The 17,564-nt window shown below is 62.4% G+C and carries 19 protein-coding genes; 11 read left to right on the top strand and 8 right to left on the bottom strand.

Translation table 11 applies throughout. The features are described 5' to 3' along the window. Positions 1–250 precede the first annotated feature (250 nt). Entirely contained in the window at positions 251–3,235 is a 2,985-nt protein-coding gene (gene ileS / locus BLT09_RS03785) for an isoleucine--tRNA ligase (protein ID WP_091590893.1), read from the bottom strand. A 55-nt stretch (positions 3,236–3,290) separates the two neighbouring features. On the opposite strand from ileS, the gene BLT09_RS03780 reads away from it, so the two are divergent. Genes BLT09_RS03780 through BLT09_RS03770 form a run of 3 tightly spaced genes read left to right on the top strand, consistent with a single transcriptional unit; the run spans position 3,291 to position 4,361 of the window. Next, positions 3,291–3,539 (top strand): hypothetical protein, encoded by a 249-nt coding sequence (locus BLT09_RS03780; RefSeq protein ID WP_091590717.1) that lies wholly within the window; start codon positions 3,291–3,293, stop codon positions 3,537–3,539. Positions 3,540–3,542: 3 nt separating this feature from the next. Further along, entirely contained in the window at positions 3,543–3,923 is a 381-nt protein-coding gene (gene parS, locus BLT09_RS03775) for a type II RES/Xre toxin-antitoxin system antitoxin (protein ID WP_091590715.1), read from the top strand. A 3-nt stretch (positions 3,924–3,926) separates the two neighbouring features. Next, positions 3,927–4,361, top strand: a complete 435-nt coding sequence (locus BLT09_RS03770) for an RES family NAD+ phosphorylase (protein ID WP_091590714.1) — start codon at positions 3,927–3,929, stop codon at positions 4,359–4,361. A 2-nt stretch (positions 4,362–4,363) separates the two neighbouring features. Here BLT09_RS03770 and BLT09_RS03765 read toward each other — a convergent pair whose 3' ends face one another. Further along, complete coding sequence (locus tag BLT09_RS03765) at positions 4,364–5,176, bottom strand: MipA/OmpV family protein (protein WP_091590892.1); 813 nt, start codon at positions 5,174–5,176, stop codon at positions 4,364–4,366. Positions 5,177–5,386: 210 nt separating this feature from the next. Continuing rightward, positions 5,387–6,292 carry an alpha/beta hydrolase gene (locus BLT09_RS03760; RefSeq protein WP_091590890.1) on the bottom strand — a complete coding sequence of 302 codons (906 nt, stop codon included), beginning with the start codon at positions 6,290–6,292 and terminating at the stop codon, positions 5,387–5,389. Positions 6,293–6,621: 329 nt separating this feature from the next. On the opposite strand from BLT09_RS03760, the gene BLT09_RS03755 reads away from it, so the two are divergent. Further along, positions 6,622–7,176, top strand: a complete 555-nt coding sequence (locus BLT09_RS03755) for an HdeD family acid-resistance protein (protein ID WP_091590712.1) — start codon at positions 6,622–6,624, stop codon at positions 7,174–7,176. Between the two features lie 165 nt (positions 7,177–7,341). Here the strand turns inward: BLT09_RS03755 and BLT09_RS03750 are convergent, their stop codons facing one another. After that, positions 7,342–8,325, bottom strand: coding sequence for a bifunctional riboflavin kinase/FAD synthetase (locus tag BLT09_RS03750; RefSeq protein WP_091590710.1), 984 nt, complete (start codon positions 8,323–8,325; stop codon positions 7,342–7,344). A 43-nt stretch (positions 8,326–8,368) separates the two neighbouring features. Continuing rightward, positions 8,369–9,229, bottom strand: a complete 861-nt coding sequence (locus tag BLT09_RS03745) for a TIGR01459 family HAD-type hydrolase (RefSeq protein WP_091590709.1) — start codon at positions 9,227–9,229, stop codon at positions 8,369–8,371. Positions 9,230–9,244: 15 nt separating this feature from the next. On the opposite strand from BLT09_RS03745, the gene BLT09_RS03740 reads away from it, so the two are divergent. Next, entirely contained in the window at positions 9,245–9,505 is a 261-nt protein-coding gene (locus BLT09_RS03740) for a hypothetical protein (protein WP_091590707.1), read from the top strand. A gap of 97 nt (positions 9,506–9,602) precedes the next feature. Beyond that, positions 9,603–11,561: a TadE/TadG family type IV pilus assembly protein gene (locus BLT09_RS03735; protein ID WP_091590705.1), complete on the top strand. Its 1,959-nt coding sequence runs from the start codon at positions 9,603–9,605 to the stop codon at positions 11,559–11,561. A gap of 343 nt (positions 11,562–11,904) precedes the next feature. Here the strand turns inward: BLT09_RS03735 and BLT09_RS03730 are convergent, their stop codons facing one another. Continuing rightward, on the bottom strand, positions 11,905–12,732 hold the full coding sequence (locus BLT09_RS03730) for a DUF2189 domain-containing protein (RefSeq protein WP_091590703.1): 828 nt from the start codon (positions 12,730–12,732) through the stop codon (positions 11,905–11,907). 74 nt (positions 12,733–12,806) lie between these two features. On the opposite strand from BLT09_RS03730, the gene BLT09_RS34185 reads away from it, so the two are divergent. Continuing rightward, positions 12,807–12,947 carry a hypothetical protein gene (locus BLT09_RS34185; RefSeq protein ID WP_167366313.1) on the top strand — a complete coding sequence of 47 codons (141 nt, stop codon included), beginning with the start codon at positions 12,807–12,809 and terminating at the stop codon, positions 12,945–12,947. Between the two features lie 59 nt (positions 12,948–13,006). Here BLT09_RS34185 and BLT09_RS03725 read toward each other — a convergent pair whose 3' ends face one another. Beyond that, on the bottom strand, positions 13,007–13,711 hold the full coding sequence (locus BLT09_RS03725) for a glutathione S-transferase family protein (protein ID WP_091590889.1): 705 nt from the start codon (positions 13,709–13,711) through the stop codon (positions 13,007–13,009). A gap of 107 nt (positions 13,712–13,818) precedes the next feature. On the opposite strand from BLT09_RS03725, the gene BLT09_RS03720 reads away from it, so the two are divergent. Both BLT09_RS03720 and BLT09_RS03715 read left to right on the top strand, forming a co-directional pair. After that, positions 13,819–14,178, top strand: coding sequence for a winged helix-turn-helix transcriptional regulator (locus BLT09_RS03720; RefSeq protein ID WP_091590701.1), 360 nt, complete (start codon positions 13,819–13,821; stop codon positions 14,176–14,178). A gap of 427 nt (positions 14,179–14,605) precedes the next feature. Continuing rightward, the gene (locus BLT09_RS03715) at positions 14,606–15,007 is read left to right on the top strand and encodes a hypothetical protein (protein WP_091590700.1); all 402 of its coding nucleotides are present in this window, start codon (positions 14,606–14,608) and stop codon (positions 15,005–15,007) included. A 350-nt stretch (positions 15,008–15,357) separates the two neighbouring features. On the opposite strand, the gene BLT09_RS03710 is transcribed toward BLT09_RS03715, so the two are convergent. After that, positions 15,358–16,191 carry an SDR family NAD(P)-dependent oxidoreductase gene (locus BLT09_RS03710; RefSeq protein ID WP_091590698.1) on the bottom strand — a complete coding sequence of 278 codons (834 nt, stop codon included), beginning with the start codon at positions 16,189–16,191 and terminating at the stop codon, positions 15,358–15,360. Between the two features lie 63 nt (positions 16,192–16,254). Here BLT09_RS03710 and BLT09_RS03705 point away from each other — a divergent pair, with 63 nt between their 5' ends. Together BLT09_RS03705 and BLT09_RS03700 are read left to right on the top strand one after the other, a co-directional pair. Beyond that, a complete protein-coding gene (locus tag BLT09_RS03705; RefSeq protein WP_091590887.1) occupies positions 16,255–16,818 on the top strand; it encodes a TetR/AcrR family transcriptional regulator in 564 nt (187 codons plus the stop codon). A 251-nt stretch (positions 16,819–17,069) separates the two neighbouring features. Then, positions 17,070–17,531 (top strand): CAP domain-containing protein, encoded by a 462-nt coding sequence (locus BLT09_RS03700; protein WP_208602469.1) that lies wholly within the window; start codon positions 17,070–17,072, stop codon positions 17,529–17,531. The last annotated feature ends 33 nt before the right edge of the window (positions 17,532–17,564 follow it).

Raw genomic sequence — 17,564 nt, 5'->3', positions numbered from 1 at the left:
AGCCTCTCGATCGCCACCGGCCAAAGTCCGGTCCCCATCGCCTATGCTCTTCCGACGGAAATCCGGCGACAATTTGTCGTCCGGAGTTTCGCGTGTTTATCTCAACCACTCGTTAAGGGCAACGAGCCGAGGCCGATCAGCCGCCCGCCGTGGCATTTGTGCACCGATATGGCGACCTGGCATGTCGTTGTCCCAAAACCGCTACACACCCCCGGGTCAGGCCCGGGGGCATGCTTTTGGGCGACATGCATTAAAGTCGACCAAGCGCCTTCAATTCATGCAGCACCGCCGCGTCCCGGGCCGAAACGTCGGGGAATTGCTTGTCCTGCCCGACATCGGCCGTGTAGCGCCATGAGCGCGCGCATTTGAGCAGGCCGCGGTCCTCGGCCTTCTCGACCACCACAGCGACGCCCTTGACGTCGTCCAGAGTGAAGGCGCCGGAAGGCGCGTTGCCATGCGCAATGACCAGATCGCTGGTGATCGCCATTTCGGCCATGTCGACATCCGATATCGCCGCTTCGAGCGCCGCATCATCGAGCGTGACGACCGGCACCGCTTCCAGAGACGAGCCGATGACCTTCTGGGCGCGCGCGATTTCCAGCGCGCCGGTGACGACGCGGCGGACCTGCCGCACCTTGCGCCATTTTTCCGCCAGCGCCTCGTTCTTCCAGCCGACCGGGATTGGCGGAAACTGGTCGAGATGCACCGAGACGGCGTCCGGATGACGGTCGAGCCAGGCCTCCTCCATGGTGAAGGGCAGCATCGGCGCCAGCCATTTCACCAGGCAGTCGAACAGATGGCGCACCACCTGCACGGACGCCTTGCGCTTCACGCTGGACGGCGCCTCGCAGTAGAGCGCGTCCTTGCGGATGTCGAAATAGAAGGCCGACAGCTCGACCACCATGAAGTCGAGCAGCGTGCGGGTGATGCGCTTGAACTCGAAGGCGTCGTAGCCCGCCCGCACGACTTCATCGAGTTCGGCAAGCCGGTGCAGCATCAGCCGCTCCAGCTCCGGCATCTTGTCCAGCGGCACGTCCTCGCCATCGTCATGGGCAAGCGTGCCCAGCATCCAGCGGATGGTGTTGCGCAGCTTGCGGTAGGCGTCGATGTTGGTCTGCAGCACGTTCTTGCCGAGCCGCTGGTCTTCCCAGTAGTCGGTGGTCACCACCCATAGCCGCAGGATATCGGCGCCCGACTGTTTGATGACGTCTTGCGGCACGACGGTATTGCCGAGCGACTTCGACATTTTCCGCCCCTCCTCGTCCATGGTGAAACCATGGGTGACGACGGTGTCGTAAGGCGCCCTGCCCCTGGTGCCGCAGCTTTCGAGCAGCGAGGAGTGGAACCAGCCGCGATGCTGGTCGGAACCTTCGAGATAGACGTCGGCCGGCCATTTCAGATCCGGACGATCCTCCAGGGTGAAGACATGGGTCGAGCCGGAATCGAACCAGACGTCGAGGATGTCCATAACCTGCTGCCATTTCGAGGCATCGTGATTGCCGAGGAAACGCTCCTTGGCGCCGGCCGCAAACCAGGCGTCCGCGCCTTCCTTCTCGAAGGCGTCGATGATGCGCTGGTTGACCGCCTCGTCGCGCAGGACGTTGCCGTCGGCATCGGCGAAGACGGCGATCGGCACCCCCCAGGCGCGCTGGCGCGACAGCACCCAATCGGGGCGCTCCTCGATCATGGCGCGGATGCGATTCTGGCCGGCGGCCGGCACGAAGCGGGTGTCGTCGATCGCCTTCAGGGCACGGCTGCGCAGTGTCGTGCCGTCGCCGAGCTCCTTGTCCATAAAAACGAACCATTGCGGCGTGTTGCGGAAGATGATCGGCTTCTTCGACCGCCACGAATGCGGATAGGAATGCTTCAGCCGCCCGCGCGCGAACAGCGCATTGCGCTTGATCAGCTCGTCGATGACCGCCTGGTTGGCATTGCCCTTCTTGCCGTTGTCGTCGATGACGCGCGCCGCACCGCCCTCGCGGTCCGCGCCAAAGCCTGGCGCATCCTTGGTGAAGAAGCCGGCATCGTCGACGGTGAACGGGATCGCTGTGTCGATGCCGCGCTGGCGAAGATCTGACGCAGCGTCCATCCAGGCGTCAAAATCCTCGCGGCCATGGCCCGGCGCCGTGTGGACGAAACCGGTACCGGCTTCGTCGGTGACATGCTCGCCGGCGAGCATTGGGACGTCGAATTCATAGCCGCCATTCAAACCTTTGAAGGGATGAGAAAGCGTAAGGCTTCCAAGCTCTTCGGCCGAAATGCTACGGAGGCGGTCCATCGTCACCTTGGCTTTGGTCGCAGCCTCTTCCGCCAGCGCGTCGGCAAAGATCAGCCTTTCGCCAGGCTGCGGGCCGAAAGCATTCTCGGCCGCAGTGACCTCGTAGAGGCCATAGTTGATGCGTGGCGAATAGTTCACGGCACGGTTGCCGGGGATGGTCCATGGCGTGGTCGTCCAGATAACGACATCGGCCTCCAGCAAGTCCAGTGACGTCTGCGTCAGCCTCGGATCCAAGGCTGGCTGCCCATCTTCGACGTTGGTGACCTGACGAGCGAGGCTGACGACCGGAAACTTCGCCCAGATCGTGTCGCTCTCATAGTCCTGGTATTCGACCTCGGCCTCGGCCAGTGCGGTGCGCTCGACCACGCTCCACATCACCGGCTTCGAGCCGCGATACAGCTGGCCCGACATGGCGAATTTCAACAGCTCGCCGGCGATGCGCGCCTCGGCATGGAACGCCATCGTCGTATAGGGATTGTCGAAGTCGCCGACGACGCCGAGCCTCTGGAACTCTGCGCCCTGCACCTTGATCCAGTGCGCGGCGAACTCGCGGCATTCCTTGCGGAACTCGTTGACCGGGACCTCGTCCTTGTTCTTGCCCTTGGCGCGGTATTGCTCCTCGATCTTCCATTCGATCGGCAGGCCGTGGCAATCCCAGCCGGGCACGTAGTTGGAGTCGTAGCCGCGCATCTGGAACGAGCGGGTGATGACGTCCTTGAGGATCTTGTTCAGCGCATGGCCGATATGGATGTTGCCGTTGGCGTAGGGCGGGCCGTCATGCAGCACGTATTTTTCGCGGCCGGCGGCGTTTTCGCGCAGCTTGCGGTAAAGCTCCATCTCCTGCCAGCGCTTGACCAGCAGCGGCTCCTTCTCGGGCAAGCCGGCGCGCATCGGAAAATCCGTCTGCGGCAGATAAAGCGTCTTGGAATAGTCGATCGTTTCAACAGTGTCGGTCATCGGCGTATCGGTCATTGGTCTGCCATATGCATTGCCCGGCAAAAGAGCCCGGGCGTTGAACTATCATGATCTGGAAAAAGCGCGAGAGGCCGCGCGCAAAATTCCCGGCGGCTCCGGCGGCGCTCAGGCCGCCCGGAACACCGGGCTTGTAATTCGTATCGCAATCGCGAGTGCGCGAGGAGACTGCGTCATGAACGGGCTTTTAGACGAGGCCGGCCCCATTGAAAAGCCCGAACTCGCGGAGGCCTCCTTGCTTCATGGGCCAGTTGCGCCTATTTCTTTGGGCAAATGGCAGCGAAGCTAAAATATGTCCAGCTTGCACATCAAAGGTATCCCGGACACGGCAACGGAACGGTTTCTCGTTCATGTCACCAGGGTCGAAGGACTTCGCCAGCGCGGCTTCAGCAATGACGAAATCTACAAGATCGTCGGCCCGCGACGGACATTGGCGCGTCGCAAGGAGCGAAACGAGACACTGACGATCGCCGAGTCCGACCGCGTTATGCGACTTGAACGGATTTCGGCGATGGCGGATCGGGTTTTCGGCAATCACGAAAAGGCGCAGCGTTGGCTGCGCAAGCACAGCAGGGTGCTTGACGAGACACCCATCAACCTCTTGCAGTCAGAAACGGGTGCAGCGCTGGTGGAAGAAGAGCTCCATCGCATCGACCACGGCATCTTTGCCTGACATATGCGGATCTGGCGCATTTCCGGCTACGCCGACCTGCTGGGTGTCGGCGGTTTGGTCAGCGGCGGCCGTTGGCATGTCATGGGGACACCAATTGTCTACTGCGCCGATCACCCGGCCACGGCACTTCTCGAGATACTTGTGCATGTCGACGCGGAAGACATGCCCCAGACCTATCAGCTTGTAGAGATCGAAATGCCGGACGACATTGCCATCATGTCTCCCGGTTTGCCCGATGACTGGAAGGACGATCTGTCCATGACACAACGGCTCGGGACGAACTTTGTCGCTGCTGCCACCCAGGCGGTCATGGAAGTCCCTTGTGCAATTGTCCCGTTCACAAGGAACTATCTTCTCAATCCGGATTTGCTGGCCCGCGACGGCATCCGTATCGTTAGCGCCACGACCCATCCGGTCGATACGCGACTACTGGGATAGGCTCACATCGAGAAATCGAAGCGATAGGTCGTTGAAACGCCGATCGTGAACTGATCCCTTGAGCCGCGCTCCTTGACCAGGCTGGAATCGGCCGCCGGGCCCATCAGGCGCGAATATTCGGCGAACAGGCTGGCCGTCATCGGCTCGGTGACTTTCCAGGTCACCGCGCCGCCGAGGCCCGCCGACTTCACGCCACCGCCGGGTCGGTACCGGCTGAGGCCCGACGCGACGGCTTCCTCAGCGTCGACGCCGTAATAGGCGTCGAAATAGTCCGACGAGGCGAACGAAACGCGCGGCCCGCCGGAAATCCTGACCTCCGGCGTCACATCGTGGAACGCGTCGGCGGCGATGTCGGCGACGAAGCCGTTATGGGCGCGAATGCCGTGCCGCAATTCGGCGCGGGCGCGCAACCAGTCCAAAGGATAGAATTCGAAGAAGCCGCCGGCCTCGCCGCCCCAGCGCACCGGGTCGAGGCCTCTCAACTCGTCGGCGTCGTCGCCATCGCGCGAAAACAGGATTTTTCCGGCCAGGCCGGCGCGGAAGCCGCCTTCGTCGATCAACCCCAGCGAGATGTTGTCGTTGCGCGAGGTGAAGCGGGCCGCAGGACCGGCCTTGCCGAGCGAGATGATCGGCTGGGCGCTGAGTATATAGTCCTTGCTGCCTTCGAAATCGGGGGCGACCAGGCCGGTGGCGCCGACTGTCAGATACCAGTCGCCGGACAGCCAGCCCAAGGCGCCATCGGCGGCTTCGGCGGCACCGGTGGCCCCAAGTATGAAGGCGGCCAGAACCACCGGATTCGCTCGGACAAAACGCATCATTACTCCATAAGTCGAACAGGTTGGCGATACAACCAGCCTTCGCAAGCCATGGCGCCAGTTCAGTAAAATTTGGCTTAATGTCCGAAACATCGGCGGCGTTTCTGAAAATGCGCTAGCAGCTGCCAACGGGCTTCCCACTCTGGAATGTCTCGGCTGCTTTTTGGATTTTGGGCAATAGCCGTGTGACCCAGGCTGCTCACCCAAGAGTTACAAAAATCCGCGGACAAAGCTTCCCGCGCTGTGAAGAGTGCGGCGACCGGCACTCAATCCTGCATTCCAAACCGGCCAGGCGTGAATCATATGCGGCCAAATTTCGAGACGTACTTTGACGTCAGCCGCGCCAGCGGCTTGCGCGAGCCGAGTTGCGTCCGACAACAGCGTCTCGGCCGAACCGACCTGTATCAGCATTGGGGGAAATCCGCTCAGATCGGCAAACAATGGCGAGATCAGGGGATCGCGCCGACCAAAGCCAGGGGGAACATAGGCGGTGGCCAGTTCCTCCAAATACGCCCGGTGGATGATAGGGTCGATTGCGTCCTTAGTCGATAGTGTCGCGCCAGACATCGAGAGGTCCGTCCAGGGCGAAACCAGCCAAAGACATCGCGGCAACCGCTCCCCTGCCGCGCACAATATACTGACCAGGCACAGGGTGAGGTTGCCGCCCGCACTGTCGCCGCCAACCACGATGCGGTCCGGCGCGATCCCTTGCCGACTCAGAAAGCGCCATGCGGTGAGTGCGTCTTCATGTTGCGCAGGGAAAGGATGTTCCGGTGCGCGTCGATAGTCGATCGCGAGGGTGCGCATTCCCATTGCTCGACCTGCCTCGGTCACCATTCGACGATGACTTTTGAGCGAGCCGGAGCAGTAGCCACCACCATGGAAGAAGAGCAGAACCTTATCGCTGTCACTCTCAGGCGTTAGCGACCACTCTCCCTCGAGGCCGTCGAAAACCGCATTCTCACATCTGACGTCGTCCGCAATCGGCCAGACCGAACCAACCTCGTCGAGCCGTGCCCGGCGTTCGTCCCAGCCCACCGGTCGTGGCTTTGACGTCAGCAAACTGCGCACTCCGTTAATCTCCGTCAGATCGAGGCTTTCGTCCACGTCGCTCATTTGCTTCCCTAGCCTCATCAAGCATAAAAACGGGCGACAGCAGCAGCCTCACGTCATCCAATAAAGCGTCACAGCCAGCGCTGGGCCACCGCTTTCGTTTGCGCCATGGCGAAGACAAGAGGACGACAGTCGTCCAGAACCCGCTCGTCATGCTTTAGCACTGCCGCCGCACATGGTCGAATATTACGTCTGATACTTGGCCGCTTCGGGTCTAGCCACGTCTGGCAAGCGATCGCTCGGGGTGTGGCGCTCGCATCCTGCTCGCTTTACCGGCAAGCCTGTCAGCGTTACCTTCCAAGCCGGCAAAGGTAACCTGAGGGAGAAGGGCGATGACACTGCACGGCGATGCCTTGAAAGATGCAATCGGTCAGACGCGGGCGAAATGGGGATGGTTCGTCGGGCTCGGCGTTCTGCTGCTGATCCTCGGCGGCATCGCCTTCGGCAATCTGTTCATCGCCACTGTCGCCTCGATCTACGTCGTCGGCTGGCTGATGCTGATGGCCGGAATCATCGAGATCATGCATGCCTTCGGTGTGAAGACATGGACCCGGTTTTTCTACTGGCTGCTCAGTGGTCTTCTCTATGCCGTCGCCGGGTTCTTCGCCTTCTACAACCCGCTGCTGGCGTCGGCGGTGCTGACCTTCCTGCTGGCGGTCGCCCTTCTCGCATCAGGCGTGCTCAGGGCCTGGGTCGGGTACAGGCACAGGCCGGAAAAAGGTTGGGGCTGGCTGGTTGCGGCCGGCGTCATCAGCGCGCTGGCCGGGCTGGTCATCGCCATGGGCTGGCCAGTCAACAGCGTATGGGTGCTGGGGCTGTTTCTCGCCGTCGACCTGATCTTCCAGGGCTGGGCCTTCATTGCTGTCGGCCTGGCGCTGAAAAAATAGGTCCTTGGTTTGGCATGATCTGTTCCGAAAACCGGTTCCCACTTTTCAGGATCATGCTTTGTCTTAGCATGATCTTGTTCGAAAACCGGTTCCACTTTTCGGGATCAAGCTTTGTTTTAGCATGATCTTGTCCGAAAACCGGTTCCCACTTTTCGGGATCATGCTTTAGAAAGCAACGGCCGCGTCGAGCTCGGACAGCGGGCTGACGCCGGCAAGCAGCGCCCTCGCCTCGGCCTCGTCGCGTTTCATCTGCGCGACCAGCGCGTCGAGCCCGTCGAACTTCACCTCGGCGCGCAGGAAACCGAAGAAGGACACCGCGCATAGCTCGCCGTAGAGATCGCCGGCGAAGTCGAAGACGAAGGTTTCCAGAAGCGGCGTGCCGTTGTCGTCGACGGTCGGGCGGCGGCCGAAGCTGGCAACACCATCATGAAGCGTGCCGTCGGCGCGGCGGAAGCGGACGGCGTAAATCCCTTCCTTCAGAGTGGCTTCCGGCGAAAGCCTCATATTGGCGGTTGGAAAGCCGAGCGTCCGGCCAAGCCGCTGGCCGCCGATCACCTCGCTCTCGACCGTGAAGCGGTAGCCGAGCAGGCCCGCGGCCTCGGCCACCGCCCCTTCGCACAGCAGCGCCCGGATTCGGCTCGACGACACCACCTCGGCGCCTTCGTCGCGAAAGGCGTCAACCAGGGTGACGCCGAAGCCGTGGCGTTCGCCGGCCGCCATCAGATAGGCCGGTCCGCCTTGCCTGTCCTTGCCGAAGTGGAAGTCGAAGCCGGTCACGGCGTGGATGATGCCGAGATTGCTGTCGAGCACATCGGTCACGAACGCTTCCGCCGACAGTGCGGCGAAGGCGCGCGTGAACGGCTGCTCGACGAGTGCGGCAAAGCCCAGATGCGACAGCAGCATTGCCTTCATCGGCGGCGGTGTCAGCACGAACAGCGGAATCTCGGGCCGGAACACCTTTCTCGGATGCGGCTCGAAGGTCAGCACCAGCGCCGGCGCGCCGCGCCGGCGGGCCTCGGCCAGCGCGCGTTCGAGCACGGCCTGGTGGCCGCGGTGCACACCGTCGAAATTGCCGATCGCCACCACGCCACCCCGCAAATTGGCCGGCAGCGGCGAGATGGCAGAAACGCGTTCGAAGGCTTCCGTCATTTCGGGGCTAGCGTCATTTCGAGGCTTCCGTCATCGAGCGAGCCTACTGCAGTCTCGGAATGACCGCGACCGGCCGGTAGCCATGCCTTTCCAGAAAGGCGATCAGCCTGGCCGGATCCGGTCGTAGCGCATCGCCGTAGTCGCGGGCATGGATGCCGCCCGACACGTAGAGCACGTCGAAGCCATTGTCGGCAGCACCCTTGATGTCGGTCATCATGCCGTCGCCGATAGCCAGCACGTCCGAGCGCCCGACCGGGCGGCCGAGCAGGTCGGCGATCTCCTTCATCGCCACGTCATAGACCGGGGCATAAGGTTTTCCGGCGATCAGCGTGCGCCCGCCGAGCTGGGCATAGTCGCGGGCCAGGGCCCCGGCGCACCAGATCATCCGCTCGCCGCGCTCGACCACGATATCGGGATTGGCGCAGATGAAGGGCAGGTTCCTGGCGCGCAGCCGCCGCAGAAGATCGGCGTAGTCCTCCGGCTTCTCGACCTCGTCGTCGAACAGCCCGGTGCAGACCACGCCGGACGCCTCGAACTCCTCGACCAACTCGACATCAAGCCCGTCATAGAGCGTGAAATCGCGATCGGCGCCAATGTGGAAGATTTTTCGCGGGCCTTCCATGATCAGGTCGCGGGTCACGTCGCCGGAGGTGACGACGCGGTCATAGGCGTCAGAGGGAACGCCGATCGCATTCATCTGCGCCACCACATCGGCGCTGCGGCGCGGCGAATTGGTGATCAGCACGACAGGTATCTTCGCCTCGCGCGCCGTGGCCAGCGCCAGAGCCGCGGCCGGAAAATGCCGTTCGCCATTGTGGACCACACCCCAGACGTCGCACAGGATGGCACAATAGGCTCCCGACAAATCCGCGAGCGAGCCGATGATATCGGGCGAGTCCGCCATATCGTTTCCCAAATCATGATGGTTGCGAGCGTCGCCGCCGACGTCCGCCGCGGCAGGTTCGCATTAACCGAAGCACTTGACCCTGTCACCAGCTTTCACATTTTTCAGAATTGCCCTGGTTTCAGGATTGCCCATTTTCAGGATCGCCTTGGCACTGAAGAAGGCAAGCGCGCAAGCCGCTCTTTGCCGAGGCTTCCTCCCATTCTGAAGGCTTCGGCGGCCAATCCAGCCGCGCGCAGCAATGCCGGCATCGGCGGTGTGGTTAACGAGCCTTGAAAAAGCAAGCCGATCTTGGATGTTTTTCAGCAATCTGAAATTTAAGGATTGATGGCATCTTTCGCCGACTAGGGGTTTTGGCGAGGGGCTGAAGACAATGATCCGAAAATTCGGTAGGGACCGGCGTGGCAACTATACGCTGATGACGGTCATCACGATGGTGCCACTGATGGGCGGAGTGGCGCTCAGCGTCGATTACTCGGAACTGCTGCGCCAGAAGCACGCCACTTTGAACGCTTTGGACGCCGCCGGCCTCGCCACGGCTCAGCAGGTCGTCTCCGGCGCAACCGACGACGCCGCCAGGGCCTACGCCAAGACTTTCTTCGAAACCAATCTCGGCCCCGTCGATCCGGCCAACACGTCGCTTACCGTCACCCTGCCCAACAACAGTGCGGGTGGCGGCACGTTGAAGCTCTGCAGCGCCCTGACCTATCACCCCTATTTTCTGCCGGCCGCCGCCATGCTGGGCGGCTGGACCACCAGCGGCGCTACAACTTTCACGGAGTGCTCGGAAATCCGCCTCAAGAACACGCTGGAAGTCGCTTTGGTGCTCGACAATTCCGGCTCGATGAACGAACTCGGTTCCGGCACCGGCGCGAGGCGAATAGACCTGCTGAAGACTGCCGCCAAGCAGCTTGTCGATACGCTGGCGCTGCAGGCACAGCAGATGAAGCAGGTCAGCAAACCGGTGCAGTTCTCCCTCGTGCCGTTCGCTGCTTCGGTCAATGTCGGTCCCACCCATGACCTGGATAGCTGGATGGACCAGGACGGCATCTCCCCGATCCAGCACGAGGATTTCGACTGGACGAAGATGACCGCCGCCGAAGATCCGAACAAATACGCCGAAAAGCTCAATGGCGTCTGGTACAAACGCGGCACCGGCTGGGACGATACCGAGGATCAACCACTGACCCGTTTCAGCCTCTTCGCCGACATGACGGTCGAATCCGGTCGTGAAGAAGTGCCAAACAGCAAGCAGTATATCTGCGATCACTACAGGAGAAACGGCACTTGCTGGAGCGGCCACTGGACCACCCCGGAATATATCTACACCACCAGCCGCTATGCGAGCTGGCAGGGTTGCGTGGAGGCGAGGCCGTACCCCTATAACAACGACGACACGACGCCGAGCACCGCCGCGCCTGCCACACTGTTCGTGCCGATGTTTGCGCCCGACGAGGCCGGCACCCTCTGGCTCGATTTCAACCGCGACGGCGCTAACGACGTGATCTATCTGAACTATGGTTACGGCAACAACTGGTGGGCCGACTGGCCTTACACGGACAGCCCAACCGCTTCGCAGCGGCAGTCGGACATGCGCAAATATTTCCTGGTCAAGCCTTACGGCTCGAAGTCGGCTGCCTCGGGCGACGGTCCGAATTCGTCCTGCACGACCAACCCGATCACACCGCTCAAAGACGTGACCCAGCTTGCCCAGAAAGAGGAGATCGACAACGCCATCGACGCCATGGCGCCGAACGGCAACACCAACGTGCCGGAAGGCCTTGCCTGGGGCTGGCGGACGGTGTCGAGCAACGAACCTTTCACCGAGGGCCGGCCGAACACTGAAAGAGGCAACGACAAGGTGGTCATCGTGCTGACCGACGGCGCCAATACCTACAGCGCCGTCAGCGACAGCGGCTATGCCAATAACAGGTCGACCTACGCCGCTTACGGTTACACCGGCCTGACATATCCGGGGTCTGGAAGCGTGACGCGCCTGTTCATGAACACAAGCACCGACATCGGCAAGACGACCTACACCGGCGCCAACTACACCGCCGCGCTGGACGAGCAGATGCAGACCCTTTGCGGCAACGCGAAGAATTCGAACGTCCTCGTCATGACCGTTGCGCTCGACCTGTCGACCACCGATGCCGGCGACAAGAAAGCACTCGACGCGCTGAAGGCCTGCTCCTCGGACTCGCGCTTCCGCAAGGATCCCACCGATCCGACCAAGCCGGCCAAGCTGTTCTGGAACGCGACCGGGGCGACGCTGTCGGACAATTTTAGGGAAATCGCCAACGAATTGTCGAACCTGCGCATCGTCGGCTGAAGGATGACTTCGCCGAAGCTGCCGATCTCCCCCCTTGCGGGGGAGATGGCCGGCAGGCCAGAGGGGGGTGGGAAGGATCGCCGACTTTTTGTGGAATCCATTTCCAACTGGAGACCGGCCTGTGGCGTTGATGCGATTGTCTGATAGGCCGGCGGGACAGCACCCCCCTCTGCCGCCGGGCATCTCCCCCGCACAGGGGGAGATTGGCAACGTCGCCACTTTCGCCAATTGTCGACCCTGGCGCACAGGCTCGCAATCATGCTCTTGCGGTGGAATGGACATGGTGAGTGCCCCTACCGCCATCCGGAGATGCGCCCGTAGCGGCGCCAAACGCCACTTCCGCCTACATCGGCCGCCGGTCCGGCTGCGCCCGCTCCGGTTCGACCAGCCTGCGATAGAGATGCCAGGTCGCATGGCCAAGCACGGGCATGACGACGGCGAGCCCGGCAAACAGCGGGATCGAGCCGATGACCAGCAGCACGGCGACCATCAGGCCCCACAGCGCCATCTGCAGCGGGTTTGTCATCACTGCCCGTGCCGATGTCTCGATCGCCGAGACCACGCCGACATCGCGGTCGAGCAGCAGCGGGAAAGCGACGACCGTCGTCGCCAGCACGATCGCGGCGAAGACGAAGCCGGCCGCATTGCCGAGCAGGATCAGCGTCCAGCCTTTGGGCGTTGTCAGCACCTCGCGGACAAAGCCACCGATCGAGGCCGGCGGCTGAGCGCCGAACAGGCTGGAGTAGATCGATTGCGCGGTGAACAGCCAGAGCAGGAACAGTGCCACCAGCATGATGCCGATGACCGCGATCGCCGGCAGCGCCGGCGAGTGGCGCACCTCGAGCGCGTGCCACCAGGACGTGTCCATGCCGAGCTCGCGGCGGCGGCTGATCTCGTAGAGGCCGATCGCGGCGAACGGTCCAAGCAGGGCGAAGCCGGACATCAGCGGGTAAAGGAGCTGGATGGCGTAGGCGCCGGATGTCGTCCACTGCGCCAGGATCAATCCGACCACGGGATAGATCAGGCACAGGAAGACGTAATGCGATGGCTTTGCCCAAAAATCCTCGACGCCGAGCCGCAGCACATCGATCAGGTCCGCCGTGGTGATGCGGCGCACCCTGGGCTGCACGTGCATCCCACGCGCATCCGACATGACATGAAAGCTGGCCATACCCATTCTCCCGTATTCAGGGGGCGGCCACCGCCAGGATGGCCGCCCGTAGCTGCCACTTCAAGAGCGATGGCATGATAGCCGAATTCGATGTGCTTGTCGCGAATCGGGTGGGATTGAGCATGCGCGGCGCGGCACAGGCCGTGTTCGTGCCGCGCCGCTGGCGTGTGCTAAAGCGCGTCGCGGCTGAATGGATTCATTGCGACGCGCTTTAGGTTGTTTGTTTATGCATGTCGTTATCGCAAAACCGCCGCACACTTTTGCGCGACATGCATTAGGCACCAAATCGTTCAATCACCTCGGCCAGCGGAACGTGGCCAAGGCAGGCACCCGAACCCGCCGGCGTTTCGCCGTCCTCGATGGCCTGCGCGTACCGCACGTCCGGATTGCTTTCGATCCGACGGCGCAGCGCTGCCAGCCTGGGATAGGCGGCGCCGTCGACCGCCTGGTGGAACTCCGCCCAACGTGCCACGCCGATCAACGTGCTATCGGCCAACGTCAGGCGGTCGCCGACCAGAAAGTCGGTGTCGCCGATCATCGCCTCAAGCCGGTCGTGGCGTTCGGCAACGGCCTGGCGGCCGAAGTCACGCAAGGTCGCCAGCAGGGCCGGTTCGGCCGATTCCATTTCATAGGCAGCCCAGAGCGGGGTGAAAGCGGCGGTGAAACCGGTGTTCACGAAAGCCATCAGCTGATGCATCCGGTCGGCTTCCGGCGAGCGCGGGTCGAAGCTGATGCGACGTTGCGTGTCGCGGGCTTCGAGCCAAGCGGCAATCGCCATGGTCTCGGTGAGCACTCTGCCGTCGTCGGTGATCATCACCGGCGTTTCCTGACGGCCGTTGATGCGGGCATAGGCGTCGTTCTTCATTTCAGTGAGCATGTCGACGCGGCACAGGCGGTAGGGCTGTGCGAAGCGTTCAAAAGCAGCGACGAGCCCCATCGAACTTCCTGCCGGGACACCGTAAAGGAGGATAGGTTCCATTTCTTTGTCCTCTTCCATGTTCAGGGATCACGCTGCGCAGCGAAGCTTGACCCTAAACGCTGGTCGTCCCATGTAAATTACGCACTATTTTGTAACCAGGATCCGCCATGAAAGATGTCGTCTCAAGCTGCCCGATCGAAGAGGCCATGCGTGTGCTCAGCGGTCGCTGGCCGACCTTGCTGCTCTACTATCTGAAGGACGGGACCAAGCGCTTCAGCGACCTGAGGCGTGACAACCCGACCGTGTCGCACCGCATTCTGGCGCTGGAACTGCGCAAGCTGGAGGAAGCCGGGATCGTGCGGCGAACGGCGCATGCCGGCTATCCGCTACGCGTCGACTATGATCTCACCGCAGCGGGTCGCAAGCTTGTGCCGCTCATCGACGCCTTGGGCGACTGGTGGGAAGCTACCGAGGACGATCGGGCCGGCCGGGTCTCATCGGCGCCAAGGCTGGTGGCGGCGGAGTAAGCAGTGGGGAAAATCTGAGGTTGGTGCCCGAGGCTGGACAACCGCTTTTGGGTCGGATCTGCCGTCCGGGCCGGATACCGGAGGGAGCGCCGGAGACGACCAGTCGAGTGGTGTCCGCAATGGGCCGAATGCCGACCGACGCTGTGGGTGGGCATTTGGTTGAAGCGGCCATTCGCAGACGCCCCTGTCCTCCGATGTGTCCGCCCATTGCTTCACCTCGGCGCGAACCTCGGAAACCGGCCACCGGACCGCGATCGGACCAACCGGCATCGCCATACGACGCTTTAGATGCCGCGGTATTGCTCGGCGACAACCGACCGCAGGTGCTTGGCCATGCTTCCTGTCGCAATACCTGGTGGGCTGTCGACTGGGGGCTTGTGGGGCCTGAGCGATGGTGCTTACCTCGCGATGACGGTAGGAGAGACACATGCCGAAGAAATACACGCACACTGCGGCCTTTGCGCATTTCGGTACAGCTCCGGTTAACGTGCAGTGGAGTTGGTCGGCTCGAAATGAGGGGACCAAGACCGTTGCGGTTACCCTTTGGCAGGACGAGTTCAAAAAATCGCCAGACGGTCGTCTTGTTTACGAGCGCGGGCCTATTTGGGCTGACAGCAAAACCAGTCGTGGCCACTACGAGCTGATGGAAAACCTCAGGTGGGCGCTCGATCACTGCGACGGGTGGGTAAAGGTGATCATCGCTATCGCGAAGGACAAGAATGCCAAACCGAGATCAATTAAGGAATGCGCTCCGACAAAGATGCAGGTGAAGGTCATTCAACTAGACGAAAGCAGTGGCGAGTTCTCACTGGAAGCTTTCGGCCTCTAACCGGGAGCACCATGGTTACTCTCCGGGATGAGCGGTGCCACCGTTAAGCGACGAGGCTGCTTGCTATAAAAGGATCAGTCGGGCTGGATCAGTCGGGCTCGCCCCTGGCTGGGATATCGAGGGCCTGAACTGCCCGAGCGCTGATTTGATCGGGCCCGGAACAATCCACGCCCGATCTATTTGGCAGCCAGGATCGCGCTTATCTCAGCCAGGCGGCCTTGCCGCCACCGTGCTGCCTACAGGCGAAGGCGGCGGCGCTGGTGTCGACGTGGGATGGCCGCGCGGGCGCGGCGCTCCGATGTTTCATCGCTGGCGCGGCGGGTCGTTTATCGAAATGGCTTCGTTGGTGCTCAGGCGACCGTGCGATACCGCTCGGCGGGATGTTCGTTCCGATAGTTCGGAAGCATGGCCTGGCGTGCGGCCTGAAGCGCATCCCACTGCCCGGCATCGGGTAGCGGCGGGATGGTCACCAACTCGCGGCGGTCGAAGCCGACCAGCGCCGCATTCACCAGATCGTCGACCTCCATCACGCCGGAAAGCGTGTTGACGTCGGCCCCAACATGTCCCCAGATCTCCGTTCGCGTCGTGGCGGGAAGCACGGCCTGGACGTAGACACCCTTCGGCGCGAGCTCGAGGCTGAGGCCCTGCGACAGAAACAGCACGAAGGCTTTGGTTGCGCCGTAGACCGTCATACCGAACTCCGGCGCCAGGCCGACCACCGAGCCGATGTTGACGATCGCCCCTTCGCCGGCCGCCGCAAGACGCGGGGCGATGGCGCTGGCTAGCCGCAGAAGCGCGGTGGTGTTGAGCGCAACCAGACGCGCAACGTCATCGGTGCTCTGCTCGATAAAGCTTCCGCCGATGGCCGTTCCGGCATTGTTGACGAGGATCCCGATGCGGGCGTCGTCGCGCAGCCTCGTCTCTACCGTTGCAAGCTCGGCAGCCTGCGTAAGATCAGCCTGGATGATGTCGATCGCCACGCCATTTTCCTGATGCAGACGGGCCGCCAGAGCCTCCATTCGTGCCGTGTCACGGGCAACCAGCACGAGGTCGTGCCCGCGGCGCGCGAAGCGCTCGGCATAGGCGGCTCCGATGCCGGTGGAGGCGCCGGTTATGAGGACTGACGGAATGGTCATGGCATTGCTCTTTTCGCTGATGGACTCTATATTCATGACGATCATCATGATTGCATTCTAAATATGATGCCCATCATGTAAATGTCAACGGCGCCGGCGGAGAATTTTGAAATGAAGGTCAGTCGAGAACAGATGGCGGAGAACCGCCGCCGAATTCTGGATGTTGCCAGCCGGCTGTTTCGCGACAAGGGGTTCGACGCGGTCAGCGTGGCGGAGGTGATGAAAGCCGCCGGGTTCACCCATGGCGGCTTCTATGGCCATTTCAGCTCGAAGGACGACCTGATCGCCCAAACCCTTGCCCATGTCCTCGCCGCGGACTCAAGCGGAGGGGGCGACCTTCGCGCCTATGTGGATGACTATCTTTCGCCCCGGCATCGCGACAATGCCGCCGGTGGTTGCCCGACAGCGGGCCTTGTTGCGGACATCCGCCATCAGACCCCGGCTGCCCGCTCGGCCATGACCGAAGGCCTTCGCTCGCAGATCGACCATATCGGCAAGACGCTGCCGGAGTTGGATCCGGCAGACAGACGCCGCACAGCGATCGGATGCTGGGCAGCGATGGTGGGGGCAGTGATCCTCGCCCGGGCTATCGACGATCCCGCGCTTTCGGATGAAGTTCTGGAACAGACGCGTGCCTGGATCGATACCGGGATCAGCCAGGTGTCTGCCAGATAGCCGCCAAGAGCGCCCTTGAGCAATGCGGCTACCGGGGGTGGTTGGGCGGCAAGCTTGGAGACTATCGCGCCGCAGCGCGCATCAGCGGGGTTCGCGGACGGCTAAGGGGGCAGCGGCGAGATTTCTGAACGCCTGCCCGGCAAAAGCCACTATTGCCGCTATGTCAGGCAGGCATGACGCTCACCGACACCGCCAATCAACCATCCCTAGAACCCTGCCCTGACGAAACGCGCCCGACGCCAAACAGGCGAATGCTGCTTAGGGCCGTCGGCCTTGCCGCGCTGGCCGGGCTTGCCGCTTGTGCCACTGTGCTGCCCACCGGCGAAGGCGCCGGGGTCTCCGCCTCCGCCGTCGGCACGCTGGCGGGCATCCGCGCCTCAGCCGGCCTCGAACCGCTTGTCCCCGACCGTCAGCTCGAACAGGCAGCCCTGCAGCAGTCCGGCTATATGGCGCGCGGCGGCCGCATGACCCACTCGACCGGCTGGGGCAAGGGATTTGCTTTGCGCGTCAAGGGCAACGGCATTGCCGGTGCTGCCGCCGAAAACATCGCCGAGGGCCGTTTCGATCAGCAGAAGCTGTTTGACATCTGGATGCATTCGGCCGGCCACCGCCGCAACATGCTCGACCCGCGCTTCACCCGCTTCGGCCTGGCCTATGTGCGGGACGGCCGCGACAGCTCGCGGCGTTACTGGAGCCTTGTCCTGGGCAAATAGCAACGCGGGCACAGGCCAATCGGCGCTGGCGGC

The sequence above is a fragment of the Mesorhizobium muleiense genome, assembly GCF_900099905.1.
Classification (GTDB): Bacteria; Pseudomonadota; Alphaproteobacteria; order Rhizobiales; family Rhizobiaceae; genus Mesorhizobium; species Mesorhizobium muleiense.
This window is presented reverse-complemented; position numbering and strand designations above follow the sequence as displayed.